Raw genomic sequence first — 25688 nt, forward strand, 5'->3', positions numbered from 1 at the left:
TTTGGCCGAGTAGCTCAGTTGGTAGAGCAGGGGATTGAAAATCCCCGTGTCGGCGGTTCGATTCCGTCTTCGGCCACCATCTTCAGAGACCTGCAGAAATGCAGGTCTTTTTTTTGTTCGCGCTCCGCGCAAGCGGCGGCCACACCACCCGGTTGACGAAACATTTACACCGGCATGTGCGGTGGCACCTACGCTCCAGACTCCTGCCTGGAGCCTGCCGATGCCTCTGCGCCCCACTCTGCTTGCCTGCCTGCTGCTGGCCGCCCCCCCGGTGATCGCCGCCGAACCGGTGCGCGCAGTCGACACGCTGGACATCGACCGCTACGCAGGCCAGTGGCACGAGATCGCGCATCTTCCGGTGTCGTTCCAGAAGCAGTGCGTCGGCGAGATCACCGCCAACTACGGGCTGCGCCGCGATGGCCGCATCAGTGTCACCAATGCCTGCCGCAACGGCGACGGAGAACGCGTGGTTGCTGAAGGCGTGGCACGCCCGGTTGCCGGCCATCCCGGCAAGTTGCAGGTGCGCTTCGTGCCGGACTGGCTGAGCTGGGTGCCACTGGTCTGGGCCGACTACTGGGTCCTGGCACTGGACCCGGACTATCAGTGGGCGTTGGTCGGTGAGCCGGACCGTAAGTACCTGTGGATCCTCTCGCGCCTGCCGGAAATGGATCGCGCCCGGTTCGAACAGTTGAAAGAGAAAGCCGAGACGATGGGCTACGACCTCGGCCCACTGCGCCTGATGGCTCCGATTCGCGATACGCCCGCCGACTGAACCGCGCCGCATCCGGCGCACCACGCGCGCGCCATCCGGCGCCGCGCACGCCCGGCCGCCATCTTCACGCGCTACCCTCTGCGACGGGTCGCCACAGGCGATCCAAACGACCATACGCCGTAGTATGCTTATCCAACGCACCCCTCCAGAGGACCTGCGCCCATGCTCCACCGCTTCCGTATCGCCTTGATCGTCCTGTGCACCCTCGCCCTTGTTGCCTGCAACAACGGCATCGTCAAGCGTGTTTCGGAACCGGCGGCCAGCCTGCAGCAGCTGACCGTGCGCGCCGACGGCAACTGGACCGTGGCCCTGCGCCTGCAGAACTACAGCTCCATGCCCATGACCTTCGATGACGTCGCGCTGGCGCTGACCGTCGGCGACAGCTACGCCGGCACCCTGCAGGCCAAGCCGGGCATTTCCATCGGCGGCACCTCGGCCGACGTCATCCAGGTCAACCTGGTGCCCAGCTCGGCCGCACGCCTGGTGGTGGCCGATGCGCTGGCCAGCAACCGCACCCTGGCCTATGGCCTGAAGGGAACGGTGGCAGCCACGCCGCAGGAAAAGAAGCAGCGCAGCTTCGACATCAGCAGCCGCAGCACCCTCAACCAGGCCCCGGGCCTGCCGGGCGTGCTGCGCTGACTCCCGCTTTCCGCCGCGGCGCCCGGCGCCGCTCCCCCTGTCCCTGATCCAATCGAGACGTACCGATGAGCAGCTACACCGCCCCGCTTTCCGACCTCCGTTTCGCCCTGCACGATGTGCTCAAGGTCGAACCCCTGTTCGCCCGCCTGGGCTTCACCGACGCCACCGCCGACGTGGTCGATGCCGTGCTGGAAGAAGCCGGCCGCTTCAGCGCCACCGTGCTGGCCCCGCTCAACAGCGTCGGCGACGAGATCGGCTGCGTGCTCGACCAGGCCTCCGGTGAAGTGACCACCCCGCCCGGCTTCAAGCAGGCCTACGACCAGTTCGTCGATGGCGGCTGGACCGGCCTGACCGCCTCGCCGGAGCTGGGCGGCCAGGGCCTGCCGCACACCCTGGGCGTGCCGCTCAACGAAATGATCAATGCCGCCAACCTGGCGTGGGGCAACTTCCCGCTGCTCTCGCACGGCGCCATCGAAGCGCTGAAGCAGCACGGCGAGGCCTGGCAGCACGAGGCCTTCCTGAAGCCGCTGATCGAGGGCCGCTGGACCGGCACCATGTGCCTGACCGAACCGCACTGCGGCACCGACCTGGGCCTGCTCAAGACCAAGGCCGAGCCGAATGCCGATGGCAGCTACTCGATCACCGGCACCAAGATCTTCATCACTGCCGGCGAGCACGACCTGACCGGCAACATCGTGCACCTGGTGCTGGCCAAGCTGCCCGACGCCCCTCCGGGTGCCAAGGGCATCTCGCTGTTCGTCACCCCGAAGTTCAAGGTCGACCGCGAAGGCAACGTCGGCGAGCGCAACGCACTGCGCTGCGGCTCGATCGAGCACAAGATGGGCATCAAGGGGTCGGTCACCTGCGTGATGAACTTCGATGGTGCGCAGGGCTACCTGGTCGGCCAGCCGCACAAGGGCCTGCAGGCCATGTTCACCATGATGAACACCGCGCGCCTGGGGGTCGGCCTGCAGGGCATCGGCCTGTCCGAGCGCGCCTACCAGAACGCACTGAAGTACAGCCGTGAGCGCCTGCAGTCGCGCGCCCTGAGCGGCGCCAAATTCCCGGACAAGCCGGCCGACCCTATCCTGGTCCATCCGGATGTGCGCCGCATGCTGCTGACGGTGAAGTCACTGGTCGAGGGCAGCCGCCTGCTGGCCCTGCACGCCGCCACCCTGATCGACGTCGCCCACCACGCCGAGGATGCCGCCGAGCGCGAGCGCGCCGACACCCTGGTGAGCTTCCTGACCCCGATCTCCAAGGCCTGCCAGACCGAATGGGGCATCGAGAACACCTACAACGCCCTGCAGTGCTTCGGTGGCCACGGCTACATCCGCGAACACGGCATGGAGCAGCTGGCCCGCGATGCCCGCATCACCACGCTGTATGAAGGCACCACCGGCATCCAGGCGCTGGACCTGATCGGCCGCAAGACCGCGTCCAGCCAGGGCGCGGGTCTGAAGCTGATGCTGGCCGAGATCGAGGCGTTCGCCAAGGCCAACGAAGGCAACGAAGCGCTGGCCGAGTTCATCGGCCCGCTGCGCGCCAAGGCCGCCGAATGGGGCAAGCTGACCCTGGACGTGCTGCAGCGCGCGGCCGCCAACCCGGACGAACTGGGCGCAGCCAGCTACGACTACCTGTTCTATTCGGGCTACGTGGTGCTGGCTTACTGGTGGGCCCGCAGCGTGGCGGCCGCCGATGCCAGCGCGCACGGCGCCGCTTTCGCCCAGGGCAAGCGCGAGACCGCACGGTTCTACTTCGCCCGCGTGCTGCCGCGCACCCTCGCCCACGCCGCCGCGATCCAGGCCGGCGCCGCCCCGCTGATGGCGATGGACGACGAGCGCTTCGGCGCCTGAGCCGGGCTGCGCCCGGCACCCGCGGAGGCAACGGCTGGAGCAACAGCAACAGCCGGCTTCCTGAGGGATGGCAGGGTGGGTCCAATTGCGGGGGGCGCTGCAAGTACGTCCATGTAAGCTCGGTCGCCGCATCCATGCGGCTCACGCCCCCGCAACCGGACCCACCCCGCCCTCGACAGATTTCTGCTGCTGGTAGGTGTCGCCCTTGGTCGACACCGTAGATCCACGCCATGCGTGGATGGAAACCACCGAAATCCATCTGGAGAAAAGCCCCCTTTTGTTAAAGGGGGCGCGCCGACAGGTGCGGGGGGATAGGAGGAATGCGCGGGCAACCCAGCGCGCCAACGGCGGGCTGGGGTTGCTAAAGGGGGCGCGCCGACAGGTGCGGGGGGATAGGAGGAATGCGTGGACCTGAATGTTGACGATTTGCGTATCGCCGACAGGCGATACACAAATCGTCAACATTCAGGTATAAGCTGTTCTCCCGATGGAGACAGACACTACACGCTTGGGTCTGATCGAAGCCGGAGCTCCGTTTTCTGCTCCGGGCGCCGAAGCATCGCCCAACGCCACGACGCTGCATCGCCCCGGTTCGGTCCGGCTGCTCTCGCTTGATGCCCACGGACGCGTACTGGACTGGATCACCTGGCAGGATGCGGCGTGCCTCTACGCCCGCGAAGCCGTCGCCTGGACACTCGGCGATCCCTGCCTGCACATCCACGGCGGTACCAACCGCTTCAGCGGACTGCAGAGCGGCATGGACCTGCACCCGATCATCGCCGCCCGCGGCCACGCCCGCTCCCGCGCGATCGACCCCACGCCAAACCTGACCAACCCGGCCCTGTTCGCCCGCGACGCGCACCTGTGCATGTACTGCGGCCAGCAGTTCAACCGCCCCACGCTCACCCGCGACCACGTCATGCCGCTGTCCAAGGGTGGCCTGGACTGCTGGGAAAACGTGGTCACCGCCTGCTTCCACTGCAACTCGCGCAAGAGCGACCGCACCCCGCAGCAGGCCGGAATGCCGTTGCTGGCGGTGCCTTACCGGCCCAGCTGGATCGAGCACCTGATCCTGTCCAACCGCAACATCCTGGCCGACCAGATGGCCTTCCTGAAGGCGCAATTGCCCAAGCGGTCAAAACTGAGCACCTGAATCGCTGAAAATGCAACCCTCACCGTCCTGTCACGGGCGGCGGCGTTTGCTTGCCCCACCCCCGTTTGAGGGCGAAAATGGGCGTTCAGAACAAGTGCGAACATGATGATCGACTCTGCCCGCTATCCCCGCCTCGCGCGCATCCAGACACCGGATGACCTGCGCACGTTCGACGAATCCGAATTGAGGGCGGTCGCCGACGAACTGCGCGCCTACCTCATCGAGTCGGTGGGCAAGAGCGGCGGCCACTTCGCCGCCGGCCTGGGCGTGATCGAACTCACCGTGGCCCTGCACTACCTGTACCAGACTCCGCAGGACCAGCTGGTCTGGGACGTCGGTCACCAGACCTACCCGCACAAGATCCTGACCGGTCGCCGCGACGAGATCCACACCGTCAAGCAGAAGGACGGCGTCGCGCCGTTCCCGAAGCGCGAAGAGAGCGAGTACGACACCTTCGGCGTCGGCCACTCCTCGACCTCGATCTCGGCCGCACTCGGCATGGCCATCGCCCGCCAGTCCGAAGGCGACAACCGCCAGGTCGTTGCAGTGATCGGTGATGGCGCAATGACCGCCGGCATGGCGTTCGAAGCGCTGATGCACGCCGGTGGCATGGAGCCCGAGCCGAACCTGCTGGTGATCCTCAACGACAACAACATGTCGATCTCCGAGGCGGTCGGCGGCCTGACCAAGATGCTCGGCCGTGCCACCGGCAGCCGCACGCTCAATGCGCTGCGCGAAGGCGGCAAGAAGATCCTCGGCGACAAGAAGAACAATCCGGCGCGCTTCGTGAAGCGCTGGGAAGAACACTGGAAGGGCATGTTCGTGCCGTCCACGATGTTCGAGGAAATGGGCTTCCACTACACCGGCCCGATCGACGGCCACGACATGCCCGCCCTGCTGTCCACGCTGAAGACGCTGCGCGCCTCCAAGGGCCCGAAGCTGCTGCACGTGATGACCACCAAGGGCAAGGGCTACGAGCCGGCCGAAGGCGACCAGATCGGTTACCACGCCGTCGGCCCGTTCGATCCGGACAAGGGACTGGTGGCCAAGGCCGGTGCCAAGAAGCCGACCTACACCGATGTGTTCAGCGACTGGCTGTGCGATGCCGCCGCTGCCGAGCCACGCCTGTACGGCATCACCCCGGCGATGCGCGAAGGCTCCGGCCTGGTGCGTTTCAGCAAGGAATACCCGCAGCGCTATTTCGACGTGGCAATTGCCGAACAGCACGCGGTCACCCTCGCCGCCGGTATGGCCACCCAGGGTGGCAAGCCCGTGGTGGCGATCTACTCGACCTTCCTGCAGCGCGCGTACGACCAGCTGGTGCATGACGTGGCCATCCAGGACCTGGACGTGCTGTTCGCGATCGACCGCGCCGGCGTGGTCGGTCCGGACGGCGCCACCCATGCCGGCAACCTCGACCTGAGCTTCCTGCGCTGCGTGCCGAACCTGGTGGTGATGGCTCCGTCCAATGAAGCCGAGTGCCGGCAGATGCTCAGCACTGGCCTGCAGCATCCGGGCCCGGCTGCCGTGCGCTATCCGCGCGGCACCGGCACCGGCGTTGCCGCCGGTACCGACCTGTCGACCCTGCCGATCGGCAAGGGCGAGCTGCGCCTGCAGGGCAGCCGCGTCGCGCTGCTCGCCTTCGGCAGCACCGTGGCCGCCGCTGAGCAGGTCGGCCGCGAACTGGGTCTGAGCGTGGTCAACATGCGCTTCATCAAGCCGCTGGACCGCGAGCTGGTGCTGGCCGTGGCCGCCCAGCACGAGGGCCTAGTCACGATCGAAGACAACGTGGTGGCCGGCGGCGCCGGCTCCGGCGTCGGCGAACTGCTCAACGCCGAAGGCGTACTGCGCCCGATCCTGCACCTGGGCCTGCCCGACAGTTACCAGCACCACGCAAGCCGTGAGGACCTGCTGGCCGAAGCCGGTATCGATGCGGCGGGCATCCGCGCGGCGGTGCTCAAGCGCTGGCCGCAGCTGGCTGCCGGGACCCCGCCGCTCAGCGCAGCAGGCTGAGGCCGGTCACCACCAGTAGATCCACGCATGGCGTGGATCTACTGCGGAACAGGGGTCGATCCACGCCATGCGTGGAGATAGATGCAAAGTAGATCCACGCCGTGCGTGGATGGCGGGCTCCGGAACGATGATCTGGCCGGAAACCCCAACCCTCAGCCGTAGCTGACCGCTTCCACGAACGCACCGCTGGCCTCCACCCGCACCGCAGCGCGCTGCCCGGTGTCGACGAAGTGGAGGCGTGCAAGGGTTTCAGCGAAATCGTAGGCCCGGGCACCATCACGGAACTCGATCGGTTCCGGCCGGTCCGGGTGCAGCACGCGCCATTGGCGTTGCTCGCATTGCAGGCGGATCAACATGCAGCTCACTCCTTGAGGCAGCGTATCGACGGTGGCGGGACGGGCGTGCCGGTTACGGCAGACTTCATCGCGACGGATCAGGGGCACGCAGGGGTGCCCTGATCACAGAAGATACGACGTTCAAAATGTGAGCTGTATCAGATTATTCTGATTTTCGATGGGCGAGCTCAATTCACCTGGAACTGCGCCCGGCAGCCGTCGCTGACCCAGATGCCACGACGGTTCCAGCCCCAGGTCTGGCCCTCGATGCAGGCGCTGCGTGAATCCTGACGCACCAGGCGCACACCACGACGGATGCGGGCATCACAGTACTCCTGGCGGTGGCCGTTGGAATGGCAGGTGATCACCTCCCCCCCGCCCCAGCCATTGCCACCGTTGCCCCAGCCGTTGCCATGGCCACCACCCCAGCCACCGCCACGGCGGTACTCGCCAACGAACTCGGCACGGCAGCCCTGGGTGACCCACACACCGTAGCGCGATTGCCCCCAGGTCTCGCCTTCCACGCACGGCGAACCGGACAACTGGCGGATCATCCGGGCACGACCTTCCAGACGACATTCATTGCTGCGGTTCTTGATCGATTCGCAGCGGACGATGCCACCGCCATCACGACCGCCATAGCGATCGTCGTCATAACCGTAGCCATAGCTCTGCGCCTGCGCGCCGCCTGCGGCCGCCAGCATCGGCAGCAGCGTGCAGGCCAGGGTGCGCCAGGTGAGTGCCTTGCCCATCGGAATCTCCGGATGAATACGATGGCGCAAGCATCCGGGATTCGTGGCGCGGCGCACAGGGGGGCGCCCCACGGCGGTTTTTTCCCCATTCAAACAACTCAACCGTGGCTGACTGCGCCTCGGCCGGTGGCGTCACTCCCCGATATGGAGCGCATCCACGGTGCTGCCGAGCGCCTCGACCCGGACCGTGCTGCGCTGGCCGGTGCGACGATGGTGCTCGAGGGCCAGCGCAGCGGCCGCGTCGAAGGCATCGGCACCGCGGGCGTAACGGGTGGCGTCACCCGCCTTCGGATGCAACACGGACCAGTGCCGGGCAGTGCATTGGACAGTAAAGACCATGAGAAGCTCCTGCGGAAGGAAAGAGGCGGTGACAGGCGGCAGGGCCACGTGCCAGTACACCCTCAGGCTATCGATCGCGTCGGAGATGGCCCATCAGATTTGTACGAAAATGCCTCAGGATTCGGTCGGGCGCTTCCCAACCCTCACATCCCTGAGGCTGTTTAGTGAAGGCGTTCCGTGACCCTTGTCACGGAGTTGACGGAGCTTCACACTACCGTCACCAACAGGGCCCCTTCCACATGCGCACCTTCTTCTCGCAGCAGCGCTGGACGCTGCTGAAGTTCTATTTCGTGGCCAGCTATCTGGTGCTGATTGAAGAGCTGATCCGCGCCGCCATGCACTGAGCGCTTGCTGGAGGGCTATTTGCGACAGACACTGTCGCTTTAGGCACGGAGCCCGCCCGATGAAAGCGCTTCTTCTGATTCCAGCCCTGCTGGTGCTGACCGCGTGCGCCAACCAGCACGACGCCGCCGCACGTGCCGATGCGGCGACCACCTCGTCTGCGATACCGAAGGTGGGCGGCGATCGCGATGCCCACGGATGCATTGGTTCGGCCGGCTACCAGTGGTGCGAGCACAGCCAGCGTTGCGAACGCCCGTGGGAACTGGCACAGGCACAGGGCCTGGCCAATACCGCCGAGGCCATCGATGCCTACTGCGCGAAGCCGGCCAGCCCGGCACGCAAGTGAGGCGCACACCCCATGGCTGAGCTGAGCCCGCTACCTACTCTGGCCCCGGGTCGCTACCGCCACTTCAAGGGCGGCGAGTACGACGTGCTCGATATCGTCCGCAGCAGCGAGACGCTGGAGCCACTGGTGCTGTATCGCGCGCTCTATGGCGAAGGCGGCCTGTGGGTGCGCCCGTATGCCATGTTCGTCGAACAGGTACCGGGCGAACACGGACCGCAGCCGCGTTTCGCCCGCATCGACGCATGACGGTTCCGCTGCCGGCCCTGGCCGGCAGCGCGGTGACGCCACGGGCCTGCGTTACAATCGTACCGTCCAGTCGGTTTCTTCCCGCCATGTCCGCATCCCCCTCCCGCTCGCGCCGCAAGGCGCCCGACAGCGTGCGCCAGTCACTGCTGCAGGCCACCATTGAAGTGATCGGCCGTAATGGCCTGGCCGCGCTGACCGTGCAGGACGTCGCACAGGCCGCCGGTGTCAGCAAGGGTGCGCTGTTCCATCATTTCAGCAGCAAGCAGGCACTGGTGGATGAAGCCATCGGAGCGCTCATCGGCGAATTCGAAGCGCGGGTACGTGCCCTGCTGCAGGAAAACCCCGAAGGGCATGGTCGTTTCAGCCGCGCCTATGTGCAGGCCAATTTCGAGCATCTGCTGCAGCAGGAACAGGACAACGACATCGGCCTGACCCTGGGCAACCTGATGGAACCAGCCCTGCTCGCGCATTGGCGTACCTGGAAGCGTGCGATGCTGGCCGAGTTCGCCGGCGAAGCCAACGATCCCCGACTGTATGCGGCGCGCTGCGCTGCCGATGGCTACTGGGCCACGGCCTATGGGCGACCACTGGACGAGGAAGAACGCGCCAACGCATTGGCGATGGCCGAACAGGCCCTGAAACTATGCGACCCGCAGTGAGCAGGAGCGCTCAATGAATCCCTACCTCTACCTTGCCGCTGCCATCGTGCTGGAAGTAATTGCCACGTCGCTGCTGAAGGCATCCGAAGGCATGAGCCGGCTGGCGCCGACACTGGGCGCGCTGGTCGGCTATGGACTGTGCTTCTACCTGCTGTCGATGACCATGAAGTCGATCCCGACCGGCATCGCCTACGCGATCTGGTCCGGCGTCGGCATCGTGCTGATCTCGCTGATCGGGCTGGTGGTGTTCAAGCAGCGCCTGGATGCACCGGCGTTGATCGGCATCGGCCTGATCTGTGCTGGCGTACTGGTGATCAATCTGTTCTCGCGCAGCAGCGCACACTGAGTACGCTGCTGCGCGATCAACGCTAGCTGACCTTCTTCGCTACGGTCATGCCGAGCAGGAACAGCACCACGGCGATGATGATGCCGGCCCAGAACAGGAACTTGGCGATGCCGACCGCGGCGCCGGCAATGCCGCCGAAGCCGAGCACGCCCGCAATGACGCCGATGATGGCGAAGATGATGGCCCACTTGATCATGTCAAACCTTTCCCCGTGGGGACTGCGTACTGGATGATCAGGCTAGGCCGTAGCCGATGCGGCAGTCGTGAACAGGCCGCGTGCGCGGCGTGAATCAGCGCGGGCGGAAACGCAGCAGGGCCACTGCAAAGGCCAGGAAAACGCTGCCCACCAGCCGCTCGAACCAGCGCCGCGCGAAGGGTTTGGCCAACCATCGGCGCAGGCCATGGCCACCGGCGGCATACATCACGTACCAGAACAGTTCGCAGCCGGCGAAGGTGGCAACCAGCACACTGTACTGCAGCGTCTGGCCACGCGACGGGTCGACGAACTGCGGCAGGAACGCCGCAGCGAACAGCAGCAGCTTGGGATTGCTCAGGCCCACCAGAAGGCCACCACGGAACACCTTCCACGCGCCCAGCGACGCCGCAACCGGCAGCGCGGCATCGACCGTCACCGGTGGTGCCGGCCGGCAACTGTCACGCCATGCCTTCAGGCCCAGCCAGGCCAGATAGGCCACGCCCAGATAGCGCAGCACCTCAAACAGCATCGGCGAGGAATGCAGCAACGCACTCAGGCCTGCTGCGGAGGCCGCCAGCACCAGCAGCATCGCCAGCAGGCAGCCAGCCATCGCCGGCACGCTACCGCGAAAGCCGAGCCCGACGCTGCGACCGAGGATATGCAGCATGTTCGGCCCCGGCGTACCACACAGAACGAACACCGTGGCGAGGAACCACCACCAGGTATGCAGGGCCATATCGGACATCCACTTCAGAAGATCCCACCAGCATAGAGTGCGCCGGCCTGGCGCGGCACACACAGCGCAGCATGGATGCGGTGGTTACAGAGGCAGGCTCAGGCCGCGAGCGCGTCGCGCCGTACCAGTATCTGATCGATCAAGCCCCATTCGCATGCCTGCTCGGCACTCATGAAACGATCGCGGTCCAGGGTCTGCTCGACCTCCTCGACACTGCGTCCGCAATGCTGCGCATACAGCCGGGTGATGCGCTGCTTGGTGCGCTGCATTTCCTCGGCATGGATGAAGATGTCCGACGCCTGGCCCTGCACCCCGCCCAGCGGCTGATGCACATGCAGGCTGGCATTGGCCAACGCCGCACGGTGACCGGGCTCGCCGGCCATCAGCAGGAACGAACCCATCGACCGCGCGGTGCCCATGCACAGCGTATGCACCGGGGCCGAGATGTATTGCATGGTGTCGTACATCGCCAGGCCGCTGGAGATCACTCCACCCGGCGAGTTGATGTACAGATGGATCGGCTTCTCCGGGTTTTCCGATTCCAGGAACAGCAGCTGCGCGCAGACCAGCGCCGACACAGTGTCATCGACTTCACCGTTGAGAAAGATGATGCGCTCGCGCAGGAGCCGCGAGTAGATGTCATGGGAGCGCTCACCGCGCTCGCTGCGTTCCACCACCATTGGTATCAGCTGCATTCTGTCCCGCATGTGCCTGCTCCCTGTAGCGTTTGATCCAGGCGCCGGCTCAGGCCGCGCGCATCATGGTGCGATGATCGTCGTTGGCGGCCAACGGCAGCAGCGCGCGCAGGTCGGTGAGCCGATGCACGATGGTCAGCACCGTCCCCCCGCCGTCATCCGCGCGCAGCCGGAAACACACCAGGCTGTGCAGATGCGGGGGCTGCGCATCGCGCAGGTGGAACCCCAGTTCCCGCCCCTCCTCGCACAGGCAAGGCTGCGGATCGGCAAGATCGGCCGCAGGCAACCAGCGCTCACGCAGCGCCGGATCGAACAGTGCGCGCCAGACCCGTTCCGGTGGCGCTGGCAGCCACTGCTCCATCACCAACGCGGGAGCCGCTTCGTTCAGAACATCGTCCATCAGTCCATCTCCTTCAGCAGATCCTGCAAGGCATCCATCCGCGCGGGCCAGTAGGCCCGGTAGCGCTGCAGCCAGTTGCCGATGTGCGCCAGCCCGCGCGGATCGACCTCGTAGTGGACGAAACGGCCTTGGCGCTGTTCGCTCACCAGCCCGGCATCGCGCAGCACCGCCAGGTGCTGGGACATCGCAGACTGGCTGATCGCCATGCCCTCGCGCAGCGCGCTGGCATGCTGCCCGCCCCCGGCCAGCTTTTCGAAGATGTGGCGGCGGGTGGGGTCGGCCAGTGCTTTGAAGAGGGCGTTCTCGATCATGACCGACACATTAGCAATCACTAATGTGTAGTGCAACTCCCGCATCGGCTGTGCTGCAATGACGGCTCCCCGGCATGGAGCTGTGCATGAAGACCCTTGGCCTGATCGGCGGCATGAGCTGGGAAAGCTCGGCGCAGTATTACCGGCTCATCAACGAGGACGTGCGGCAGCGCCTCGGTGGCGCACATTCGGCGCAGCTGCTGCTGTGGTCGGTGGATTTCGCCGGCATCAAGCAGCTGCAGCATGACGGCGACTGGAATGCGCTGGGCGACCACATGGCCGACACTGCACGGCGCCTGCAGGCCGGTGGCGCCGATCTGCTGTTGATCTGCACCAACACCATGCACAAGCTGGCCGACCGCATCGAGGCGGTCTGCCCACTGCCGCTGCTGCATATCGCCGACCCCACCGCCCAGGCCATCGTGCAGGCAGGCGCACGCAAGGTGGGCCTGCTCGGCACCGCCTTCACCATGGAACAGGACTTCTACCGCGGCCGGCTGCAGGATCGCTTCGGATTGGAGGTGCTGGTTCCCGAAGCCGATGATCGTCGCAGCGTGCACGACATCATCTACCAGGAACTGATCGCCGGTGTGGTCAGCGAGCACTCACGACAGGTCTACGCCGGCGTGATCGCGAGACTGGTGGCGCGCGGTGCCGAAGCCATCATCCTGGGCTGTACCGAGATCATGCTGCTGGTACGACCGGAAGACAGCGCAGTGCCGCTGTTCGATACCACTGCACTGCACGCACGGGCTGCGGTGGACGCGGCGCTGGCGTGAATCGATGCGCGCCGGAGCGCGGAATCAGTCCGCGCCCTGCACTTCCAGCGCGGTGATGAGCCACTCGACCACCGCCTGTGAATCGCACAGGAAAAAGATGGCATCGCCGGAGCGCGCCTCGGTAAGCAGGCGATAGACCGTGATCGCCACCGCCGACTGGTTGGCGATGAACACTTCCGGGCTGCGCGGCCCCTCGCTGTGGCCGGCAACCGCGTGCAGCGCCTTGCGTGCGGCCACGGTGGCAGCCGGGTCCGCGCTGCGGGTCAGTTCCGGCCCGCGCAGGCCCCAGGCAATGAACACATGCTTGCCCTTGAACGTGGTGTCCAGGACCCGCACCTCGGCGCCACCTGCGTCGGCCGAGCGATGAATGACGGTACTGCTGATCAACGCAACCCCCTGTGGTCGTCGTGGTCCGCGCATCCTCCTCCACGCGCCGGCCGCATGCCAGTGACAACAGCCACAGGCTGTGCCGACCGGCGTGGGAGACATGTAAGAGGGTGTAAACCGATGCGATCGGATGTGCAGCGATGATACGGGATGTAAGCCTCTGCATGGGCCCGCGCGTACTACTAAACCGCCACTGAGCCATCTTCGGAACGAAGCGTTCCGGCAGCCCCGGACTGGGCCATTCTTGCCGCCCCATCCCCACCGAGCCTGCACATGTCCCATCGCCTGCTGCTGACGATCACCGGCACCTCCCTTGCCCTGCTGCTGGCCGCCACCACCGTGGCCGCACAGGACTACGACACCGATCACATTCCGGCGCTGCGCTGCGAATCGCAGTTCAACAAGACCGCGCAATGCCCGATCGAAGGCCCCATGCGCCTGGCCAGGCAGCTGTCGGTGACCCGGTGCGTGGAGAACCAGAACTGGGGCCAGAGCCGCCGCACGTTGTGGGTGACCGACGGCTGCCGCGCCGAGTTCGTCGCCGACGGCTATGGGCGCGGACGCTGGCCGGGCCGCGGCAGGGACCGTGACGATGATGGCGAGCGCCTGGTCTGCGAGTCCTACGAAAAGAAGGACAAGGAATGCCGTATCCGTGTGCGCCACGAGGTGCGCCTGATCAAGCAGAAGTCGGTGACGACCTGCATCGAGGACCAGAACTGGGGCTGGGACCGCCGCGGCGTGTGGGTCAGCGACGGCTGCCGGGCCGAGTTCCGCGTGTATTGACTGCCGAGCACGCGCTGGCTGCGGCGGGTGCGGCTGCGCCTGCGGCAGAGCCGATAGACTGAGCCCTCCTGTCAGGAGCCCGACCATGCCCGCTGCGACTGCGCCGCGCGTCCGCGACGCGACGCCCGCCGATGCCTCTGCGCTGATCGCACTCGACAGCGTGGCGGCAAGCGACCCTCGACAGGCGGAACAGATTGGCGAGTGGTTGGCGCGGGGCAACGTGCATGTTGCCGAGCAGGAGCGCGAGATCGTTGGCTACATGACCCTCCATGAGCACTTCTTCGGCGAAGGCTTCGTCGAAATGCTGATGGTCGCGCGCGAGCGGCGCAGCCAGGGCGTCGGCGCCGCACTGCTGCGGCACGCGATCGCACAGCGTGGACAGCGCAAGCTGTTCACCTCGACCAATGCCTCCAACATCGCCATGCAACGCCTGCTCGCCGCCTCGGGTTTCATCGACAGCGGCATCGTGCATGGCCTGGACGAAGGGGATCCGGAGCTGATCTACCGCTTTGCCGGCAGCTGATCCAGATACGAAGTTACCTTGGCGTCAAGCAGGTCCATCAACAGCGGATCCATGCAGCGGTAGTCGTCGGGGATGTCCAGGCAATGCAGGCGCTTGTGTTCCAGCAGGCGCGCATACGCGGCCTGCAGGCGATGCTGGTGCTTGGCCTCCATCACGAAGATGACATCGGCCCAGCGGATGTCCGCCGGACCGATGGGGCGTCGTGCATGCGGGCTGGTGCCGGCCGACAGCGCAGTGAAGCCGGGCCGCCGTCGCCACATGGCTTCGGCGGTCGGGCTGCGCAGCTGGTTGCGGCTGCAGACGAACAGCAGGTTGATCATTCCTGTTCCTGCAGTTGGCGGACGCTGAGGACCGGATAGGTGAAGCCCAGCTGGCGTGCACGCGCGAGCTTGGCATCGCGCGTATACAGCAGCTTCCAGTTCTTTTCGGGCTTGTAGCTGTAGGCGGTCGTGGCGCGGTCGCCACCGCGGTTGCGGGCCTGGCTGCGACGCCAGGCGCGGTTTCTTGCAGATTCCATGATGTGTTCTCGTGAGTACCGGGTTCAGCAGCCGCGGTAGTACGAGTGGCGCGCAGCATACACCGCACGCACAAAAAAGCCCACGCATCGCTGCGCAGGCTTCTTGATCCATCACAGTGGTCGGGACGGCCGGATTCGAACCGACGACCCTCTGCCCCCCAGGCAGATGCGCTACCAGGCTGCGCTACGCCCCGACTGATGCTGCGATGTGCCCGCCAGTGCGGCGGGCCGTGAAGTATAGCGGATTATGATGGAAATGGGATCAGCGACGCAGCAACTGCAGCACTTCTTCCAGCTCCATGCGCACCTGCTTGATGATCTGGTTGCTCAGCGCCGATTCCTCGCGGGCATCGGGACCGTCCAGACGCAGGCGTGCACCACCGATGGTGTAGCCCTGTTCGTACAGCAGGCTGCGGATCTGCCGCACCATCAGCACGTCATGGCGCTGGTAATAGCGGCGGTTGCCTCGGCGCTTGGCCGGCTCAAGGCTGGGAAACTCGGTTTCCCAGTAGCGCAGGACGTGCGGCTTGACGTCGCACAGCTCGCTGACCTCACCGATGGTGAAGTAGCGCTTGGCCGGGATCGGCGGTAGTTCGCGGTTACTGCCCGGATCCAGCATAAGCTTCCACCCTCTCCTTGAGCTTCTGGCCCGGACGGAAGGTGACCACCGTACGGGCGGAAATCGGAATTTCCTCGCCGGTCTTGGGGTTGCGACCCGGGCGCTGGTTCTTGCGCCGCAGATCGAAATTACCGAAGCCCGACAGCTTCACCTGACGTCCCTGTTCCAATGCTTCACGCAGCACATCGAAAAACGCGTCGACGAATTCCTTGGCTTCCCGCTTGTTCAGACCGACTTCGTCGAACAGCTTTTCCGCCATCTCCGCCTTGGTCAATGCCATTGCCTGCTACCCCCGAGTGCTGCCCGCTCAGCCGCGGATCCGGGCGTGGTGTTCACGCTCGATGGCAGTGACCGCCTCGGCCACCACCGCATCCACGTCGCGGTCCGTCAGAGTGCGCGACTTGTCCTGCAAAATCAAGCCCATAGCGAGACTCTTGAATCCCGGCTCGACGCCCTGGCCGACATAGCGGTCGAACAGGTTCAGGTCGCGCAGCAGCGGGCCAGCGGCCTGGCGGACGGTGGCCGCCAGATCGGTCCAGGCCACCTGTTCAGGCACAAGGAACGCCAGGTCGCGGCGCACCGCCGGGAAGCGCGACAGTTCGCCGGCACGCGGCAGGCGGCGGGCGGTCAGCGGCTCCAGGTCCAGCTCGAAGGCATAGACGTCGGCTTCGATCTCCATCGCCTTGGCCAGGCGCGGGTGGACCTGGCCGATCCAGCCGATCGCCACGCCATCACGGAGCACCTCAGCCGAACGCGCCGGGTGGCCGTAGGCGCGGGCGGACGGACGGAACTCCAGCCGCGCGCCACTGGCGGCCGCCAGCGATTCCAGGTCGCCCTTCAGGTCATGGAAATCGACCTTGCGGGTCGGCAGGCCCCACTGCACCGCCTGCGCGTCACCGCAGACCGCAGCGGCCACGCGCGGGGTCTCCAGCGGCGCCGGCCGGCTTTCGCCGAGCGACGCGTCGCCGGCCTGCTGGGCGAACACGCGGCCCAGCTCGAACAGGCGCACGCGGCCGAGCTGGCGGGCGGCGTTGCGGCCCAACGTGGCGACCAGGCCCGGCAGCAGCGACGGGCGCATCACCGCCAGTTCGGCCGACAGCGGGTTGGCCAGCGGCACCAGGCCGTCGCGCAGCTGCCACTGGGTCAGCAGCGCATCGTCGACGAAGGCGAAATTGACGGTTTCCTGCTGGTCACGGGCGATCAGCTGGCGACGCACGCTCAGCGCGTCCAGCTGGGTTTCGCTCGGCATCGCCACGCGCGAGGCACCACCCGGCAGCGTGGTCGGGATCTGCTCGTACCCGTGGATGCGGGCCAGCTCCTCGATCAGGTCTTCTTCAATGGCGATGTCGAAGCGGCGGCTTGGCGCGGCCACCTGCCAGCCATCGGCGGTGGCAACCACCTCCATGCCCAGCGCGCGCAGGATGCGCTCGACTTCCGCATCTTCGATGGTGATGCCGAGCACGCGAGTGATGCGGGCGCGGCGCAGCACGATGGTTGCCGGCTGCGGCAGATCGGCATCACGCACCGCCTCGGTGACCGGCGCCGGGGTACCCCCGGCCAGATCCAGCACCAGGCGGGTGGCGTACTCGATCGCGGTGCGCGGCAGCGCCGGGTCGACACCACGCTCGAAGCGGTGGCCGGCATCGGTGTGCAGGCCCAGCTTGCGGCCACGGCCCATGATCGCGGCGGGCGCGAAATGCGCAGCCTCCAGGAACACGGCAGTGGTGGCGTCGGTGACGCGGGTATCGAAGCCCCCCATCAGGCCGGCCAGGCCGACCGCACGATCGGCGTCGGTGACCACCAGGAAGCTGTCGTCCAGCGCGGCATCGCGGCCGTCCAGCAGCTTCAGCGTCTCGCCAGCGCGCGAACGGCGCACCGCGATGCTGCCCTGCAGGGTGCCGAGATCGTAGGCATGCATCGGTTGGCCCAGTTCCAGCATCACGTACTGGGTGATGTCGACCAGCAACGAGACAGGACGCACGCCACTGCGGCGCAGGCGCTCGGCCATCCACAGCGGGGTCCTGGCAGCGGCGTTGACACCTTCGATGACGCGGCCCAGGTAACGCGGCGCTTCGGCGCCGGCGTCGAGCTGGATGCTCAGCTCACGGCTGCCGACAGCCGCAATGGCGTCGGCAGCGAAGTCCAGCACTTCGCTGCGGGTGGCGGCGGCGACGTCGTAAGCGATGCCGCGCAGGCTGAAGCAGTCTGCGCGGTTCGGAGTCAGCTTGATCTCGATGCTGGCGTCCGGCAGCCCCAGATACTCGACCAGGGACTGGCCGACCGGTGCGTCGTCCGGCAGTTCCAGCAGGCCGGAAGCATCGTTGTCCAGGCCCAGCTCCTTGGCCGAGCACAGCATGCCGTTGGACTCGACGCCGCGCAGCTTGGCCGGCTTGATCTTCAGCTCGCCGATCTGCGCGCCGACCATGGCCAGCGGCGCAACCAGGCCCGGGCGCGCGTTCGGCGCGCCGCAGACGATCTGCAGCAGCTCGCCCTGCCCGGCATCGACCTTGCACACCTGCAGGCGGTCGGCTTCCGGATGGCGTACGGCGTCGACGATGCGTGCCACGACCACGTGATCGAGGCCTTCGCCCAGCGCGGTCACTTCTTCCACTTCCAGGCCAATGGCGGTCAGCACCGCGCTCAGTTCATCGCGCGAGGCGCCGGTCGGGACGTGGCTGCGCAGCCAGTTTTCGGAGAATTTCATGGTGTCACCCTGGTGGGAGGCGTGCCTCCCGTTGCGGTTTTTGTGGTCGCCCAGCGCATGCGCAAGGAGGCGTCCATCCAGAAAAGCAGCCGAGCATGGCTCGGCCCTACACGGTTGCGGCTTACGCGAACTGTTTCAGGAAGCGCACGTCGTTCTCGAAGAACGCGCGCAGATCGTTGACGCCGTAGCGCAGCATCGCGAAGCGCTCCACGCCCATGCCGAAGGCGAAGCCGGTGTAGCGCTCCGGATCGATGCCGACGTTGCGCAGCACGTTGGGATGGACCATGCCGCAGCCGAGCACTTCCAGCCAGCGGGTGCTGCCATCGGGCTGCTGCCAGGCGATGTCCACTTCCGCACCCGGCTCAACGAACGGGAAGTAGCTGGGACGGAAGCGCATCTCGAAATCGCGCTCGAAGAACGCACGCACGAACTCGGCCAGCGTGCCCTTCAGGTCGGCGAAGGTCGAATGCTCGTCCACTAGCAGGCCTTCCACCTGGTGGAACATCGGCGAATGCGTCTGGTCGCTGTCGCTGCGGTACACCTTGCCGGCGGCGATCATGCGCAGCGGCGGCGCGTGGTCGCCCATGTAGCGCACCTGCACGCCCGAGGTATGCGTGCGCAGCAGGCGGCCGTCGCCGAAGTAGAAGGTGTCGTGCATGGCACGCGCCGGATGGTGCGGCGGGAAGTTCAGCGCCTCGAAGTTGTGCCAGTCGTCCTCGATCTCCGGACCTTCCGACAGCTCGTAGCCCAGCCGGCCGAAGATGCCGGTGATGCGCTCCAGGGTGCGGGTGATCGGATGCAGGCCGGCACGATCGCCATTGCGGCCCGGCAGAGTGATGTCGATGGTTTCAGCGGCCAGGCGTGCATCCAGTGCCGCGTCTTCCAGCAGCGCCTTGCGCTCGCCCAGCGCGCGGGTCAGCGCGTCGCGGGCCTGGTTGATCGCTTCACCGGCGGCCTTGCGCTCGTCGGCCGGCAGGGCGCCGAGCTGCTTGAGCTGCGAGGTGATGCTGCCACTCTTGCCAAGCAGGGCCACGCGCAGCTGTTCCAGCACGTCGGGGCTCTGTGCGGCGGCCACATCGGCCAGCGCCTGGGTGGTGAGGGATTGGATGTCGCTCATGGGGGGCCGGAACTCCAGTCGATCTGCCATCGCGATGCGCGAAGGGCCGACCCCTGTCGCCACCGCCGTCCCCGCGCTGCCGCCATGGCCTCGCCGGGACCCAAAAAAGAATGGGGAAGGACTTGCGCCCTTCCCCATGCATTGCCTTGACCTGACACCGTTCCGAGTGAACGGTTACGGCATCGGGAAGGACTTATGCCGCCAGCGCGCCCTTGGCCTTTTCGGCCAGCGCAGCAAAACCAGCTGCGTCGTGCACGGCGATGTCAGCCAGGACCTTGCGATCCAGGGTGATGCCGGCCTTCAGCAGACCGTTCATGAAGCGGCTGTAGCTCAGGCCGTTGATGCGGGCAGCCGCATTGATACGGGTGATCCACAGCGAACGGAAGTTGCGCTTCTTCTGCTTACGGCCGATGTAGGCGTACTGCTGTGCCTTGATGACCGCCTGCTTGGCGACGCGGAAGACCTTGCGACGGGCGTTGTAATAGCCCTTGGCGAGATCCAGAATCTTCTTGTGGCGGCGACGCGCCTGTACGCCACGCTTAACTCGTGCCATTTTTCAGTTCCTCAGAGGTAAGGGAGCATGCGGTCCAGACGGCCTGCGTCTTCTGCACGGACATGGCCCGTCTGACGCAGATTACGCTTACGCTTGGTCGCTTTCTTCGTGAGGATGTGGCTACGGTTGGCGTGGCCGCACTTGTACTTGCCCGAGGCGGTCTTGCGGAAACGCTTGGCCGCTGCCCGGTTGGTCTTGATCTTGGGCATTGCAATGTCCTTGATGGGATATGACCCTGGTTTCTGACTGATCTGGCGGCGGCCTGGGCCGCTCTTTCCGTCCTGCCATGATCGGCGTACGACCCGTCCTGGGTGGGTCGAGCCGGGCATGATACAGGCAAAACCGCCCTGCCACCAGCCCCTGCAACCCTTTCGCCGGCAATTCACCGGCTTCCTGCAAAAGCAAAGGGACGCCCATGGCGTCCCTCTACCCTGAACCATTCAGCCAGGCGCCCCGGAAGGCGGCCCGTCAGGCCTCAGGTCTTCTTCTTCGGCGCGATCATCATGACCATCTGACGCCCTTCCAGGCGCGGACGGGATTCAATGACGATGTCCTCGCCCAGATCGGTCTCGATCCGGTTGGCCATTTCGCGGCCCAGTTCCTGATGGCTCATTTCACGGCCACGGAAACGGATGTTGACCTTGATCTTGTCACCATCTTCGAGGAACCCGCGCATCTTGCGCAGCTTGATCTGGTAGTCGCCCTCGTCCGTGACCGGACGGAACTTCACTTCCTTGATCTCGACCTGCTTGGTCTTCTTCTTGGCCTCGCTGGCCTTCTTCTGCGCTTCGAACTTGAACTTGCCGAAGTCCATGATCTTGCAGACCGGCGGATCGGCCTGCGGCTGGATTTCGACCAGGTCCAGGCCTTCATCTTCGGCCATGGACAGCGCTTCGTCGCGCGACAACACGCCGATCATTTCTCCGTCACTGCCGATCACGCGGACGCGCGGCACACGGATTTCCTGATTCTTGCGGTTCTGTTTGTTGTCAGGGGTGCTGATATTACGTTCTCCCAAGGGTATCGAACCGGTCCGGGTGCCTGTGCGCCCGGACCGGACCTTTGCTTACGCGCCCTCGGCGTGGAGCCGCTCGATGAAGGCCTGCAGGCTCATGCTGCCCAGGTCTTCGCCAGAACGCGTACGCACCGCCACAGCCCCATTTTCCTTCTCGCGGTCACCAATGACCAGCAGGTAGGGCACGCGCTGCAACGTATGCTCGCGGATTTTATAGCCGATCTTCTCGTTACGCAAATCCGAGCTGACGCGGAAGCCTTGCTCCGCAAGGGTTTTGGTCACGCCCGCGACGTAGTCGGCCTGGGCGTCGGTGATGTTGGCCACCACCACCTGGGTCGGCGCCAGCCAGGCCGGGAACTGGCCGGCATGGTGCTCGATCAGGATGCCCAGGAAGCGCTCCATCGAGCCGACGATGGCGCGGTGCAGCATGACCGGGTGCTTCTTCTGGCTGTTCTCGTCCACGTACTCGGCGCCGAGGCGGCCCGGCATCATGAAGTCGACCTGCATGGTGCCCAGCTGCCAGGTACGGCCGATGGCGTCCTTCAGGTGGTACTCGATCTTCGGGCCATAGAAGGCGCCCTCGCCCGGCAGCTCCTGCCATTCCACGCCACAGCTGGACAGCGCCGAACGCAGTGCACCCTCGGCCTTGTCCCAGGTGGCGTCGTCGCCCAGGCGCGATTCCGGGCGCAGTGCGATCTTGATCTGGATCTCATCGAAACCGAAGTGCTGGTAGACCGCCAGCGCCTGCTGGTGGAATGCGGTCACTTCCGATTCGATCTGGCTCTCGGTGCAGAACACATGGCCGTCGTCCTGGGTGAAACCACGCACGCGCAGGATGCCGTGCAGCGCGCCGGACGGCTCGTTGCGGTGGCAGGAACCGAACTCACCGTAGCGGATCGGCAGGTCGCGATAGCTGTGCAGGCCCTGGTTGAACACCTGCACATGGCCCGGGCAGTTCATCGGCTTGACCGCGTAGGTACGCTTCTCCGACTCGGTGAAGAACATGTTGTCCTGGTAGTTGTCCCAGTGGCCGGACTTCTTCCACAGGCTCACGTCCAGGATCTGCGGGCAACGCACTTCGCCATAGCCGCTGCTGCGGTAGACCTTGCGCATGTACTGCTCGACCACCTGCCACAACGCCCAGCCCTTCGGGTGCCAGAACACCAGGCCCGGCGCCTCTTCCTGCAGGTGGAACAGATCCTGCTGCTTGCCGATGCGGCGGTGGTCGCGCATTTCGGCTTCCTCGATGCGCTTGATGTACGCCTCGAGCTGCTTCTTGTCGGCCCAGGCGGTGCCGTAGATGCGCTGCAGCTGCTCGTTCTGCGCGTCGCCGCGCCAGTAGGCACCGGAGATGCGGGTCAGCTTGAAGGCCTTCAGGAAGCGCGTGTTCGGCACGTGCGGGCCGCGGCACATGTCCACGTATTCCTGGTGGTAATACATGCCCATCGCCTGGATGTCGTCGGACATGTCCTCGATCAGGCGCAGCTTGTAGTCCTCGCCACGGGCCTTGAAGATCTCGATCACTTCGGCGCGCGGCGTCACCTTCTTGATGACGTCGTAGTCCTGGGCGATCAGTTCACCCATGCGCTTCTCGATCGCGGCCATGTCGTCCGGGGTGAACGGGCGCTCGGAGTAGATGTCGTAGTAGAAGCCCTCGGCGATCACCGGGCCGATCACCATCTTCACGTCCGGGTACAGCTGCTTGACGGCGTGGCCGACCAGGTGGGCGCAGGAGTGGCGGATGATCTCCACGCCCTCCTCGTCCTTGGCGGTGATGATGCGCAGGCTGGCATCGTGGTCGATGACGTCGCTGGCATCGACCAGCACGCCATCCACGGCACCGGCGATGGTGGCCTTGGCCAGGCCGGCGCCGATCGACTGGGCGACCTCCATGACGCTGACGGGATTTTCGAATTCGCGGCGGCTGCCGTCGGGAAGAGTAATGTTGATCATCGCAGTGGCTTCGTGCGGGGCCCGCTGGGCGGGCTGGAAAGCGTTCCCGGGGCGGCGCCCGGGCAATAAAAAAGCGCCGCGAGGGCGCCTGGAACACAGGGCCTTCGGGGGCAGGTCAACAGTGGGCGGTGGTAGTGCTCATGTCGCACGCTCGGCCGGCGTTGGGCGCGGGCCACCTTGTTCCAGTCAGGGTTCTGCGATGATCTTAAACCAGCCCGGCGGAAAGCCCAAGGGCTACCGTACGGTCCGCTGAATGGGTCTCGCTGGCGGCGTGAAATTGCAATGATTACCATGTCGGCGCAGGCCGCCCTGTGCCAGCCTGCCCGCTTTCCCCCAGGACCCCGTGATGCGCCACCCGCTCCGACCGGCTCCCGCCGGCCCCGCCCGTGCCCCGCGTTCGCCGGCCCGCTGCCACGCTGGCCGCCCGCGATGATCACCGTCGGCCTTTCCACGCTCGGCTTCTGCAGCCTGGGCATGCTGGCGGCGATGTTCTCGGCGCTGGCGTTCTATGCCGCCTCGCCGCACTGCCGCTGGCCGCGCCTGCGCCGTGCCGGCCGCCTTGGCCGCCAGATCGGCCTGGTCGCCGCTGCCGCCGCGCTGTGGCTGTGGATGGCCGAGCTCGGTTTTGCCGCCGGCCTGGTGGCGATGCTGTGCACCTGGATGCTGGCCGCCATGCTGCTGCCGGCGCTGGCGGCCTGGCACCGCCCCGGTACGGAGTCGCCGTGATGTGGCCGCGCGCCTTCGCCGGCATCGTGGCCGGCTTCCTCCTGGCCGCCGCCGTCACCGGCCTGCTGGCGTGGCTGCCGCCCGGCCCGTGGCAACGGGCGCTGGTGCCGACCCTCATCGCCTTCATCCCGCTGTGGATGCTGGCCGCCCTGTGGGCGTTCAGTTTCCGCAGCGCGCTGCGCGCCTGGCTGGTGCTGGCCGGCAGCGCCGCCGCCGGCTTTGCCGTGCTCGGGCTGCTGCGCCTGACCGGCGCGGTGCAATGAGACCTTTCCCATGAAGTTCAGTTCGCAGACGCTGCGCACGTTCACCACCCTGCACACCTGGGTCGGCCTGGTTGCCGGCTTCGGCCTGTTCGTGGCCTTCTACGCGGGTGCGCTGACCCTGTTCCACCACGACCTGCCGCTGTGGCAGACGCCCGGTGCAGCCACCGCACTCCCCGCCGGCCTGGACGACGCGCAGTACCTGCTGGAAGACGTGCTTGCCGCGCATCCGGAAGCGCGCCGCCACGTCGGCATGACCTTCCCCGGCACCGAACACCCGCAGCCACTGGCCTACTGGCAGGCCGATGACGGCAGCTGGCGCTACGCCTGGCCGGGACAGATCGCCGGCAGCCCGACGCCGCCACAGACCGGGCTGGCCGAACTGGTCAACGAGCTGCATTACAGCCTCGGCCTGCCGGTGGCCGGCATCTACGTGATGGGCATCGTCAGCCTGCTGTATGGCATGGCACTGCTGAGTGGCCTGGTGATCCACCTGCCAAAGCTGTTCGGTGATCTGTTCGCACTGCGTCCGGGCCGCAACCTGAAACAACTGTGGCAGGACGCGCACAACGTGATCGGCGTGCTCAGCCTGCCCTTCCACCTGATGTTCGCGGTCACTGGCGCCCTGCTCTGCCTGGTGTTCGTGCAGATGGCCCTGCTCAACCCGCTGATCTACGACGGCAAGGCCCTGCAGGCGGTGCCGACCGCAATGGACACCGCGCCCGTGCGCGACGCCAGCGGCATCCCGGCGCCGCCGGGCAGCCTGCGCGTGCTGCATGCGCGCGCGCTTGAAGTGGCCCGTGCACAGGGCGTGGCCAATTTCGAACCGGCCTACCTGAAGCTGGCCAACGCCGGCGATGCCAACGCCACCATCGAGATCACCGGCGAATCCACCGGAACGCTCGGCCCGCTCGGCGCAGTGGCACTGGACGTGGCCACCGGCAACGTCCTGGCCTCGCAGCTGCCCGGCCAGCGCGACGCCAACCACGCCACGCTCAGCGCGGCCTATGCCCTGCACTTCGGCGAGTTCGGCAATGGCGTAGTGGTCTGGCTGTACTTCCTGCTCGGCCTTGGCGGTGCCTTCCTGTTCTACTCCGGCAACCTGTTGTGGATCGAATCGCGGCGCAAGCGTCGCCAGCCGCAGCAACCGCGTGCCGGGGTGAACATGGCACGGGCCACGGTCGGCGTCTGCATCGGGCTGTGCGTTGCGATTTCGGTGGCGTTCGTCACCGCACTGGTGCTGGAGCGGCTGGCACCGTCCGCGGTCGCCCACGGCATCCGCTGGGCCTGCTTCGGCAGCTGGGCGGCCTGTGCGCTGTGGGCCGCGCTGCGACGCCCGGCGCAGGCGGCACGCGAACTGCTGTGGGCGGCGGCGATCAGTACCGCACTGGTGCCGATCCTGCATGGCGCGCTCAATGGTGACTGGCTGTGGCGTGCTGCCGCGCGTGGCCACTGGCCGCTGTTCTGGGTCGATGCCATTGCGCTGGCAATGGCCTTCGGCTTCGCCCGCCTGGCAGTGGCCAGCCAACGCCGCGCCCGCAACGGCGATCCCAACAGCGTCTGGGCAAACTGAGCCTTCGCCGGGCATGGCCCGGCGCTACCGACCGTTACGCGCA

General features: G+C 66.3%; 34 protein-coding genes and 2 tRNA genes. 16 read left to right on the plus strand and 20 right to left on the minus strand.

What is annotated here, in order from left to right; all coding sequences use genetic code 11:
• The first annotated feature begins 3 nt into the window (after positions 1-3).
• From MG068_RS14385 to dxs, 6 genes are all read left to right on the plus strand, one after another.
• Positions 4-79, plus strand: a tRNA-Phe gene (locus MG068_RS14385).
• Between the two features lie 141 nt (positions 80-220).
• Complete coding sequence (locus MG068_RS14390) at positions 221-772, plus strand: lipocalin family protein (RefSeq protein WP_132810526.1); 552 nt, start codon at positions 221-223, stop codon at positions 770-772.
• A 162-nt stretch (positions 773-934) separates the two neighbouring features.
• On the plus strand, positions 935-1411 hold the full coding sequence (locus MG068_RS14395; protein WP_132810527.1) for an LEA/WHy family protein: 477 nt from the start codon (positions 935-937) through the stop codon (positions 1409-1411).
• A 65-nt stretch (positions 1412-1476) separates the two neighbouring features.
• Positions 1477-3267, plus strand: coding sequence for an acyl-CoA dehydrogenase C-terminal domain-containing protein (locus tag MG068_RS14400; RefSeq protein WP_071229676.1), 1791 nt, complete (start codon positions 1477-1479; stop codon positions 3265-3267).
• A gap of 487 nt (positions 3268-3754) precedes the next feature.
• A complete protein-coding gene (locus MG068_RS14405; RefSeq protein WP_019336875.1) occupies positions 3755-4420 on the plus strand; it encodes an HNH endonuclease in 666 nt (221 codons plus the stop codon).
• Between the two features lie 105 nt (positions 4421-4525).
• Complete coding sequence (gene dxs / locus MG068_RS14410; RefSeq protein WP_049462121.1) at positions 4526-6433, plus strand: 1-deoxy-D-xylulose-5-phosphate synthase; 1908 nt, start codon at positions 4526-4528, stop codon at positions 6431-6433.
• Between the two features lie 152 nt (positions 6434-6585).
• Here dxs and MG068_RS14415 read toward each other — a convergent pair whose 3' ends face one another.
• The 3 genes from MG068_RS14415 to MG068_RS14425 form a co-directional block, all read right to left on the minus strand.
• Positions 6586-6789, minus strand: a complete 204-nt coding sequence (locus MG068_RS14415) for a hypothetical protein (RefSeq protein ID WP_005417823.1) — start codon at positions 6787-6789, stop codon at positions 6586-6588.
• A gap of 167 nt (positions 6790-6956) precedes the next feature.
• A complete protein-coding gene (locus MG068_RS14420) occupies positions 6957-7520 on the minus strand; it encodes a DUF3011 domain-containing protein (RefSeq protein ID WP_049401711.1) in 564 nt (187 codons plus the stop codon).
• A 132-nt stretch (positions 7521-7652) separates the two neighbouring features.
• Positions 7653-7859, minus strand: coding sequence for a hypothetical protein (locus MG068_RS14425; RefSeq protein ID WP_049423877.1), 207 nt, complete (start codon positions 7857-7859; stop codon positions 7653-7655).
• Between the two features lie 403 nt (positions 7860-8262).
• Here MG068_RS14425 and MG068_RS14430 point away from each other — a divergent pair, with 403 nt between their 5' ends.
• The 4 genes from MG068_RS14430 (at position 8263) to MG068_RS14445 (ending at position 9798) form a co-directional block, all read left to right on the plus strand.
• The gene (locus tag MG068_RS14430; RefSeq protein WP_125894318.1) at positions 8263-8547 is read left to right on the plus strand and encodes a hypothetical protein; all 285 of its coding nucleotides are present in this window, start codon (positions 8263-8265) and stop codon (positions 8545-8547) included.
• A gap of 12 nt (positions 8548-8559) precedes the next feature.
• Positions 8560-8793 carry a DUF1653 domain-containing protein gene (locus tag MG068_RS14435; RefSeq protein WP_032128669.1) on the plus strand — a complete coding sequence of 78 codons (234 nt, stop codon included), beginning with the start codon at positions 8560-8562 and terminating at the stop codon, positions 8791-8793.
• A gap of 86 nt (positions 8794-8879) precedes the next feature.
• A complete protein-coding gene (locus MG068_RS14440) occupies positions 8880-9452 on the plus strand; it encodes a TetR/AcrR family transcriptional regulator (protein WP_049401207.1) in 573 nt (190 codons plus the stop codon).
• 13 nt (positions 9453-9465) lie between these two features.
• Entirely contained in the window at positions 9466-9798 is a 333-nt protein-coding gene (locus MG068_RS14445) for an SMR family transporter (RefSeq protein WP_132810528.1), read from the plus strand.
• Between the two features lie 22 nt (positions 9799-9820).
• Here MG068_RS14445 and MG068_RS14450 read toward each other — a convergent pair whose 3' ends face one another.
• From MG068_RS14450 to MG068_RS14470, 5 genes are all read right to left on the minus strand, one after another.
• Positions 9821-9994 (minus strand): DUF1328 domain-containing protein, encoded by a 174-nt coding sequence (locus tag MG068_RS14450; protein ID WP_006380555.1) that lies wholly within the window; start codon positions 9992-9994, stop codon positions 9821-9823.
• 94 nt (positions 9995-10088) lie between these two features.
• Positions 10089-10730, minus strand: coding sequence for a LysE family translocator (locus MG068_RS14455; RefSeq protein ID WP_132810529.1), 642 nt, complete (start codon positions 10728-10730; stop codon positions 10089-10091).
• Positions 10731-10828: 98 nt separating this feature from the next.
• Complete coding sequence (locus tag MG068_RS14460; protein WP_132810530.1) at positions 10829-11437, minus strand: ATP-dependent Clp protease proteolytic subunit; 609 nt, start codon at positions 11435-11437, stop codon at positions 10829-10831.
• 37 nt (positions 11438-11474) lie between these two features.
• Complete coding sequence (locus tag MG068_RS14465) at positions 11475-11825, minus strand: SRPBCC family protein (RefSeq protein WP_049423870.1); 351 nt, start codon at positions 11823-11825, stop codon at positions 11475-11477.
• Positions 11825-12181 (minus strand): metalloregulator ArsR/SmtB family transcription factor, encoded by a 357-nt coding sequence (locus tag MG068_RS14470; RefSeq protein WP_240792078.1) that lies wholly within the window; start codon positions 12179-12181, stop codon positions 11825-11827. Before MG068_RS14470 ends, MG068_RS14465 begins: the two co-directional genes overlap by 1 nt.
• A 41-nt stretch (positions 12182-12222) precedes the next feature.
• Here MG068_RS14470 and MG068_RS14475 point away from each other — a divergent pair, with 41 nt between their 5' ends.
• A complete protein-coding gene (locus tag MG068_RS14475; protein ID WP_132810531.1) occupies positions 12223-12915 on the plus strand; it encodes an aspartate/glutamate racemase family protein in 693 nt (230 codons plus the stop codon).
• A 24-nt stretch (positions 12916-12939) separates the two neighbouring features.
• On the opposite strand, the gene MG068_RS14480 is transcribed toward MG068_RS14475, so the two are convergent.
• Positions 12940-13335, minus strand: coding sequence for a hypothetical protein (locus MG068_RS14480; protein WP_012511691.1), 396 nt, complete (start codon positions 13333-13335; stop codon positions 12940-12942).
• 240 nt (positions 13336-13575) lie between these two features.
• Between MG068_RS14480 and MG068_RS14485 the strand changes: the two genes are divergently transcribed.
• Together MG068_RS14485 and MG068_RS14490 are read left to right on the plus strand one after the other, a co-directional pair.
• Positions 13576-14085 (plus strand): DUF3011 domain-containing protein, encoded by a 510-nt coding sequence (locus MG068_RS14485; protein ID WP_132810532.1) that lies wholly within the window; start codon positions 13576-13578, stop codon positions 14083-14085.
• Positions 14086-14170: 85 nt separating this feature from the next.
• Positions 14171-14608: a GNAT family N-acetyltransferase gene (locus MG068_RS14490; RefSeq protein WP_132810533.1), complete on the plus strand. Its 438-nt coding sequence runs from the start codon at positions 14171-14173 to the stop codon at positions 14606-14608.
• Here MG068_RS14490 and MG068_RS14495 read toward each other — a convergent pair.
• From MG068_RS14495 to thrS, 11 genes are all read right to left on the minus strand, one after another.
• A complete protein-coding gene (locus MG068_RS14495) occupies positions 14587-14928 on the minus strand; it encodes a low molecular weight protein tyrosine phosphatase family protein (RefSeq protein WP_204260625.1) in 342 nt (113 codons plus the stop codon). The two genes, MG068_RS14490 and MG068_RS14495, sit on opposite strands and share 22 nt — an antisense overlap.
• Positions 14925-15125: a hypothetical protein gene (locus MG068_RS21165; RefSeq protein WP_206138650.1), complete on the minus strand. Its 201-nt coding sequence runs from the start codon at positions 15123-15125 to the stop codon at positions 14925-14927. Before MG068_RS21165 ends, MG068_RS14495 begins: the two co-directional genes overlap by 4 nt.
• Before the next feature lie 117 nt (positions 15126-15242).
• Positions 15243-15319: transfer RNA gene (locus MG068_RS14500), tRNA-Pro, on the minus strand.
• 68 nt (positions 15320-15387) lie between these two features.
• Positions 15388-15744 (minus strand): MerR family transcriptional regulator, encoded by a 357-nt coding sequence (locus MG068_RS14505; protein WP_005410431.1) that lies wholly within the window; start codon positions 15742-15744, stop codon positions 15388-15390.
• On the minus strand, positions 15725-16024 hold the full coding sequence (locus tag MG068_RS14510; protein ID WP_005410432.1) for an integration host factor subunit alpha: 300 nt from the start codon (positions 16022-16024) through the stop codon (positions 15725-15727). The genes MG068_RS14505 and MG068_RS14510 overlap by 20 nt, the downstream gene beginning before the upstream one ends.
• 27 nt (positions 16025-16051) lie before the next feature.
• A complete protein-coding gene (gene pheT, locus MG068_RS14515) occupies positions 16052-18448 on the minus strand; it encodes a phenylalanine--tRNA ligase subunit beta (protein ID WP_132810534.1) in 2397 nt (798 codons plus the stop codon).
• Between the two features lie 121 nt (positions 18449-18569).
• Positions 18570-19565, minus strand: coding sequence for a phenylalanine--tRNA ligase subunit alpha (locus tag MG068_RS14520; protein ID WP_014037935.1), 996 nt, complete (start codon positions 19563-19565; stop codon positions 18570-18572).
• Between the two features lie 193 nt (positions 19566-19758).
• Positions 19759-20118: a 50S ribosomal protein L20 gene (gene rplT / locus MG068_RS14525; protein WP_005410435.1), complete on the minus strand. Its 360-nt coding sequence runs from the start codon at positions 20116-20118 to the stop codon at positions 19759-19761.
• Between the two features lie 11 nt (positions 20119-20129).
• Positions 20130-20327, minus strand: coding sequence for a 50S ribosomal protein L35 (rpmI, locus tag MG068_RS14530; RefSeq protein WP_005410436.1), 198 nt, complete (start codon positions 20325-20327; stop codon positions 20130-20132).
• Between the two features lie 266 nt (positions 20328-20593).
• Entirely contained in the window at positions 20594-21136 is a 543-nt protein-coding gene (gene infC / locus MG068_RS14535; RefSeq protein ID WP_005410437.1) for a translation initiation factor IF-3, read from the minus strand.
• Between the two features lie 48 nt (positions 21137-21184).
• Complete coding sequence (gene thrS, locus MG068_RS14540; protein WP_132810535.1) at positions 21185-23086, minus strand: threonine--tRNA ligase; 1902 nt, start codon at positions 23084-23086, stop codon at positions 21185-21187.
• A gap of 429 nt (positions 23087-23515) precedes the next feature.
• On the opposite strand from thrS, the gene MG068_RS14545 reads away from it, so the two are divergent.
• The 3 genes from MG068_RS14545 to MG068_RS14555 are packed head-to-tail and all read left to right on the plus strand — an operon-like array spanning position 23516 to position 25645.
• Positions 23516-23812: a hypothetical protein gene (locus MG068_RS14545; RefSeq protein WP_005410439.1), complete on the plus strand. Its 297-nt coding sequence runs from the start codon at positions 23516-23518 to the stop codon at positions 23810-23812.
• Positions 23812-24075 (plus strand): hypothetical protein, encoded by a 264-nt coding sequence (locus MG068_RS14550; RefSeq protein ID WP_049401219.1) that lies wholly within the window; start codon positions 23812-23814, stop codon positions 24073-24075. Before MG068_RS14545 ends, MG068_RS14550 begins: the two co-directional genes overlap by 1 nt.
• 10 nt (positions 24076-24085) lie before the next feature.
• A complete protein-coding gene (locus MG068_RS14555) occupies positions 24086-25645 on the plus strand; it encodes a PepSY-associated TM helix domain-containing protein (RefSeq protein ID WP_132810536.1) in 1560 nt (519 codons plus the stop codon).
• Positions 25646-25688 lie beyond the last annotated feature (43 nt).

Origin of the sequence: Stenotrophomonas sp. ASS1 (assembly GCF_004346925.1) — a bacterium.
Lineage (GTDB): Bacteria > Pseudomonadota > Gammaproteobacteria > Xanthomonadales > Xanthomonadaceae > Stenotrophomonas > Stenotrophomonas maltophilia_A.